The 5,946-nt window shown below is 54.6% G+C and carries 8 protein-coding genes; all 8 read right to left on the reverse strand.

Annotation, left to right across the window (positions count from 1 at the left end; all coding sequences use genetic code 11):
- Window positions 1-122: 122 nt before the first annotated feature.
- The 8 genes from EKM04_RS14035 to EKM04_RS14070 all read right to left on the reverse strand — a co-directional run bounded on the left by EKM04_RS14035 (window position 123) and on the right by EKM04_RS14070 (window position 5,759).
- The gene (locus tag EKM04_RS14035; protein ID WP_183897985.1) at window positions 123-968 is read right to left on the reverse strand and encodes a universal stress protein; all 846 of its coding nucleotides are present in this window, start codon (window positions 966-968) and stop codon (window positions 123-125) included.
- A gap of 158 nt (window positions 969-1,126) precedes the next feature.
- Window positions 1,127-1,900, reverse strand: coding sequence for a competence/damage-inducible protein A (locus tag EKM04_RS14040; RefSeq protein ID WP_183897984.1), 774 nt, complete (start codon window positions 1,898-1,900; stop codon window positions 1,127-1,129).
- Between the two features lie 603 nt (window positions 1,901-2,503).
- Window positions 2,504-2,749: a DUF982 domain-containing protein gene (locus EKM04_RS14045; RefSeq protein ID WP_183897983.1), complete on the reverse strand. Its 246-nt coding sequence runs from the start codon at window positions 2,747-2,749 to the stop codon at window positions 2,504-2,506.
- A gap of 87 nt (window positions 2,750-2,836) precedes the next feature.
- Window positions 2,837-3,142, reverse strand: coding sequence for a hypothetical protein (locus EKM04_RS14050; protein ID WP_183897982.1), 306 nt, complete (start codon window positions 3,140-3,142; stop codon window positions 2,837-2,839).
- Window positions 3,143-3,602: 460 nt separating this feature from the next.
- The gene (locus EKM04_RS14055; protein WP_183897981.1) at window positions 3,603-4,766 is read right to left on the reverse strand and encodes a tyrosine-type recombinase/integrase; all 1,164 of its coding nucleotides are present in this window, start codon (window positions 4,764-4,766) and stop codon (window positions 3,603-3,605) included.
- Window positions 4,763-5,026: a helix-turn-helix transcriptional regulator gene (locus EKM04_RS14060; RefSeq protein WP_183897980.1), complete on the reverse strand. Its 264-nt coding sequence runs from the start codon at window positions 5,024-5,026 to the stop codon at window positions 4,763-4,765. The genes EKM04_RS14055 and EKM04_RS14060 overlap by 4 nt, the downstream gene beginning before the upstream one ends.
- Window positions 5,023-5,625, reverse strand: coding sequence for an HNH endonuclease (locus EKM04_RS14065; RefSeq protein ID WP_183897979.1), 603 nt, complete (start codon window positions 5,623-5,625; stop codon window positions 5,023-5,025). Before EKM04_RS14065 ends, EKM04_RS14060 begins: the two co-directional genes overlap by 4 nt.
- Window positions 5,622-5,759 (reverse strand): hypothetical protein, encoded by a 138-nt coding sequence (locus EKM04_RS14070; protein WP_183897978.1) that lies wholly within the window; start codon window positions 5,757-5,759, stop codon window positions 5,622-5,624. The genes EKM04_RS14065 and EKM04_RS14070 overlap by 4 nt, the downstream gene beginning before the upstream one ends.
- Window positions 5,760-5,946: the final 187 nt, after the last annotated feature.

Genomic DNA, 5,946 nt, shown 5'->3' on the forward strand with positions numbered 1-5,946 from the left:
CACCACCTGAACGAGAAGCCCAAAAACGCAAAAACCCACCGACAAAAATCGGCGGGTTTGTCAGCAGTCTGACCCGCCGGTGTTATCGGCGGGTTCTTTTTTGTCTCGACTTTGGTGTCTGCCTATCGCGACATCAGCGTCAAGGCTGTTGTCTTGTCCAGAACGGTGCGGGTCACGCCGCCGAACAGCATCTCCCACCAGCGGGAGTGGCCGTAAGCACCCATGACCAGTAGGTCGATGCTGTTATCGGACAATCGGGTTTCGATGGCGGTCTTTGCAGAGACGCCGTGCGCCTTTTCCTGGGAGGTGACAGTCACATTGACACCGTGGCGGGCGAGTGTGGAGGCGAGGTCGGTTCCAGCGAGGGCCTTGGTGTGGTCGTCGCTGTCATCGGCGCCGAACGAGAATATCTCGACACTTTCAGCTGCGATCAGAAATGGCAAAGCATCGAATGTCGCGCGCGTTGCCTCCCGCGATCCGTTCCAGGCCACAAGCACGCGCTTGATCGGTCTGGGGTTGGCCAACGTGTATGGCACAAGAAGAACCGGGCGACCGCTGTCATAGAGAAAGCTGTCGATATCTGCGCGACTGTCGGACAGGGCCGAGGTGTTTGGCTGCCGTGCTATGACGAGGTCGGCGCAGCGAGCGCTGTCGAGTGCAGAGCTTGCTGCATAGCCGACAGAGGCCATGAAGCTTCGCCACTCATGCGAAACGCCACCGTCCGACATTGTTCGATTGAAAATACGTTCGACGTCCGTGGTCTGCTGATGCGCGACCTCTTGAACAGCCTGCACCGTGGCAGGATCCGGCATCTCCATCGGCGCGACAAGCGGGACGGTCGCAAATGTCTCCATGTGGAGACCAACGACATGGGAGGAGAAATCATTGGCAAGGGAAACCGCGAAGTCGCCAAGTCTGTTGGCGTTCTCTGCAGTATCCATCACGGCCAGTATCGTTTTGTAAGCCATAACCGGGCTCCTCATTCGGGTGAAGCGCCGCGCTAGGGATTCAGCGCCAGCGCTGTCGTTTTTGCCTGTGGTACAAAGCCGTCACGACAGTAATCGTGAGCAGACGATATGCTCAAGGCACATCAGCCATATGTAAAACGTCTGAACCGTCGATCTGTTCAGGCCGACAGAGCAGCTTTCTGCTGTGCGATGGTTTCCAGCATAGCCTCGACGTCTCTTGCGGCAGCGCTCAAAGCATCCGCTTCGCGGGCACGCACAACGATCTCCGTCGAAAAGCGCTGCCCGTCATATTTCGGATAGGAGCCAATGCTGGTTTGTGGATGGGCTTTCTGAACCGCGCTCAACGGCGTTCCGATATCGCCTTCGCCGTAAGGGGAATGAACGGCCTGAGACAGCACCTTCGCCCCCGTGCGCAACGTTGGCATCACGTTGTCCAGCATGGCCTGAAACACCTGCGGAACGCCGGCCATGACGTAGACGTTTTCAACGATGAAGCCGGGCGCCACGGAAACCGGATTGACGATGTGTTGCGCCCCGCGCGGCATCCGCGCCATGCGCCTTCGTGCATCTGTGAATTCCATGTCACGCTTCTGGTACATCTCGCCGAGAAGCCGCATGGCCTCGGCATCGTGCTCGCAGGGTAGGCCGAAGGCGGCTGAAATGGCATCGGCCGTGATATCGTCATGGGTCGGGCCTATACCACCTGACGTGAAGACGTAATCGTAGCGCGCGCGAAGCGCGTTCAATGCCTCGATGATGTCAGATTCTTCGTCTGCAACGATGCGAACTTCCTTGAGGTCAATGCCTGACATGGTCAAAACATCGGCGAGATGACCGATATTCTTGTCCTTCGTTCGGCCTGATAAAAGCTCGTCGCCGATGGCGAGCATGGCTGCGGACACGAGGCTGGAAGCGGAAGAAGGTGCAGACATGAAGGGGCGCTCTCAATGGAATGTCCACGGACGTTACCGCGCAACGTACGGATTGCAACACGCCGGAAGACGAAAGGTAGAGAAAAGTGAGATGTGCGAGAGCAAAACGGAGTTGAAGATGGACAGTCTCGCGATGAAAAACAGTTTTTGAAATCATTTAAAGTAGGCGTCGTATCCAGTCGAATACCGCATTACATGATCGGGTTCGCCATCATCAGGCACGTGACGATGACAAAGCCCAGTACGGAGAGTTCAAGCACACTGTTCAGACCGTCACGCATCTTTTTACCTTTCATGATTTGTGAAAGAAGAACGTGCAAAAGTTAACGAAGTTCCATGACAGCGGCGTGAAATCGAGGGTTTTCTATTGGAGCCGTAACACCGAAATCAGGTCACAAGCAGCGCGAAAACCCAGTGGCCGACAATGCTGATGAACAGACAAGCGATGAGCAGAATGAAAAGGATTTTTTTCTTCATGATGAGATGCCTTGGGCGTGGTCGGTGCTTTGTCTAGTGTTTGCGTCTAGGGCGCTTGTGTCTGGGCGAAGAAACGCTCTAACGGTTTGTGACACGAAATTTAAGACCTGAACGCCACCTGCGTCATTATGACTTTACGTCTAGCCCGGCTTCCATGGCCGCTTCTATGAAGGCTTGACGAGCATCTTCGGGTTTCTTTTTACCCGCATCGACGGCTGCAAAAACGAGGAGCGCGCGATCCAGCTTCTCACCATCCTCTTCCGGCCAGTCCTCAATGAGGGCCCAGGATGCGGCCTGCGTCGATTCGATGCTGACATAAACACCAGGTTCTTCCAGAGCGACGAGGACAGGTTTTTTCCAAGGGGTTTGCATGATTGATCCATAACGGCCACGTTACAGCGCGTTTAGAAGGTTCCGGTCGTCAGTACAAGGCCAATCCGCTCGGACCGTCTGTCCGCATCAGTCGTCGCGACCGAACATCGACCAGCTTCTGATGATCCGTCGGTCTATGATCTTGAGTGAGCGGTCCGGCTGGATCTGGTAGGTCTCCACAACCCGGTCGTCGAAGCGTCGGAAATTGTGCGTGAACGTGCTACCGACTGGCGACTTGGTCAGCTTTGTGCGAGGCTGGCCGCGATAGGTGATGCTGCCGGGGATCGGCTCGAGACTGTAGGAGGAGATTGCCGTCGCGCTGAAGCCTGTGGCGGTGCAGCCCGCCAGAGCGAAGGCCAATCCTGCACTAACCAAAGCGATGGACAGTTTCATGATTCTCTCCGCGTCTGTGATGGGTTGCCACTCTGCGCAACGATCCTGACAGCCTAAACTGCCGAGTGGGAAGGATGTTCCAAGCGAAATACAGATCCCGGACGGCCATTGATCCCTCGGTGAGTGTCCATGGGATATAGTCTCATCCCGAGAGGTGATGACGAGACGGGGATGCCATCAACCACACTTGGCGAATGGCCATCGGTGTCGCGTCGCGGACCGACAAATCGTTAGACCGCACCGCGGAGAATGTTGCGCCATGTGACAGCGTGTCATCATAAGCGTGCAACACCAGCGTCCCAACCCAGATAAAGGACTTGGGAGACTCATCTCTATCACGATTGAAAATGGAGTGGTTTAAGGAAATTTGGAGGCCTCGCCCGGAATAGGAATTTCCAACTATTCCAGACGCTTAGTGGACGCTCTGCCAATTTTCACTTGAATTAATTATCAAGCGTTATCAATCGACGCTGCCACACCCTGCCACACCATTCTGTGGTTCATCCTCAATTACCAGAAGCTTCGAGCCGACGCCATCCCAATTGATGCGTCCCACGGTCTGACGGGCCAACCGCGCACGCTCTGCGCTGCGGGTGTATATCTTCGAAGTCTTCCCATCCTTCCAGCCAAACATCGCTTCCAACATGCTGTCTGTCGCCTCATTGTGTGCCACGTCAGTTGCCAGACCTTTCCGAACAGAGTGAGAGGTGAGGTGCCCCATCCCGGCTTGTCTCCACCAATCCGATATTCTGTTGCCGAGTCCTTTGACGGAAAACGGCTTGCCGAACTCTGTCACCAGATAGCTCAAAGCGGTGACTTTGTGCGTTGCCAGAACAGCCTCAAGAATAGGGTGGATGGCGATGATGATATCCACGGGCGTCCGGTTTCTGTTCTTGAATAGCCGGAACCTGAATTCATCCTTGCGCCGATGCTGTGGTCCGAGCGCGGCCAAGTCCGAGACGCGAAGCCCGGTATACATCTGGATCGCGATATAGAGCGCCGCCTTAGAGCTGGTGCCGTGGTGCGCGATGAATTTCTCTATGTCTTCCGGTGTAGCTGTGGCGTGGCCATCTGTGTGAGCGTTGAACGGCTGCACAAGTCGCGCAATGTTAGCGACGATGGCTTTCCCATCCTTCTTGGTATCGAAAACCTGGCGCAATACCTTCAGGCGCTCATCCGCGGCGAAAGGCACGTCGCGCTTGCGATCCCGCAGAACCTCAAGGTTCGACACGTCAAGCTTGGAGAGCGGCATATCTGCGAACTGTCTGGCATCGGAATCAGTAAGTGTTTCGGTCCACATGCCTTCCATGATGTTTCGGCGCCGAGTACGCGTGGTCTCATCAAGAGCCAGAAACGGGTTGCTCCGCATGTATTCCATGCACAGCCATCGGAAGGTGTTGGGTTTAACCACGACAGATATTGGCTTAGGCTCGCCAGACCGCTCCATGAGCGGCAGTGCAGCCTTGCGGGCTCCCCAATATGCTTTGTTGAAGGCTTCGCTGTCTATGTCATCTGGTAGTCGGCAGATACGCTTTCCATCGATGCGAAGGTAATATCGCATCGTGCCGTGTCGGTTCTTGTTCTTCTCGACATAGGGAAGATTGATATTGGCCACGTCATTCATGCAGACGCCCGCCAGTCATCACCGTCGTCAGCGCCTTCCTCTGGTTTGCTTCCGCCTTCTTCGGGCCACGCTGCCAACGCTGCAACGACATCGGAAACCAGCCACACCTTGCGTGTGTGCCATTTCCTTGGTTTCGGAAGAAAACCCTCCTCAACCATCAGATCGACCGTGTTCGCGCTGACGCCGATTGCGTTGGCAACCTCTGCCCTGTTCAAGCCAAGGCGGGGAACATTGCGGGATAGGTCAACTGTATTTGTCATCTATCCCCGCTTTCCTTGTTGTCATCAACAGGTCTATTCACAAAGGCGAATTCCCCGAAAATTTCTCTTGACGCTTTTATGTACGCATCAGATGCCGCCTCAGCGGTGTCATGCAGCCCAAGGTTTTTTCGAACCCCATTCTTTTTGATGCGCGCTAGCCATTTGCCCGTTGGCTTGTGCAAGTAGATCCCTTTGAACTTAGAAAAACTGTTTCTCTGGGGCGCAGCATTCTGAGAGTTCTCAGAACGGGTAGCAAGACGAAGGTTCGCTATCCTGTTGTCGTCTGGTTTCCCGTTGATCTGCCAATAGCCAAATCTGTTTTTGACACCAACGCGACTGCCTTTTTTAAAGATGCCAATGTCCTGGCTTCTATAGAAGTGGCCATCTTCAGCGTCGTAGATGTAGTTTGTGAGCAGATATTCCCGTGTAGCGATGACAAAAAGATCAGACACCGAACCGTGACATGACAAAACGGACGATGAAACGACCTCGACATCGGCATCTGGGATAGCCACAGGAGAGCTAAGGACAGAAGCGACACGCTCCAGTTCTCTCTTCAACGAATGTATTTGTTTAAGCGCGAGTGCTGCTGCTGTCATCCCTCGCTCCTTTTAAGCGCCGCTTTGGCTTTCAGTTTTGCTGGTATCTTCCGGCTCTGGCTGAAAGCTTCACGGATTTTTGCCTTGGTTTCATCAAGACATGCGCTGGCTTGCTGCGCGTCGTCATCGATCAACTGATAAACCATCAGTTCACCTCGCTCATGGCGCGTGCAGGCCCGGTGCCATCCTCATATTCGGACAGGTCGTAGCCGTTGCGCTGGAACTCAAGGATTTGCTTGGCGCGCTCTAGGTGTTTGATCCCGGCATTTGATGGTGCGATATTTTCCAGTGAATGGAAGGATGCACTATGGGCCAGGTTCA

Source organism: Rhizobium skierniewicense Ch11, from assembly GCF_023757665.1.
GTDB classification, from domain to species: Bacteria; Pseudomonadota; Alphaproteobacteria; order Rhizobiales; family Rhizobiaceae; genus Agrobacterium; species Agrobacterium skierniewicense.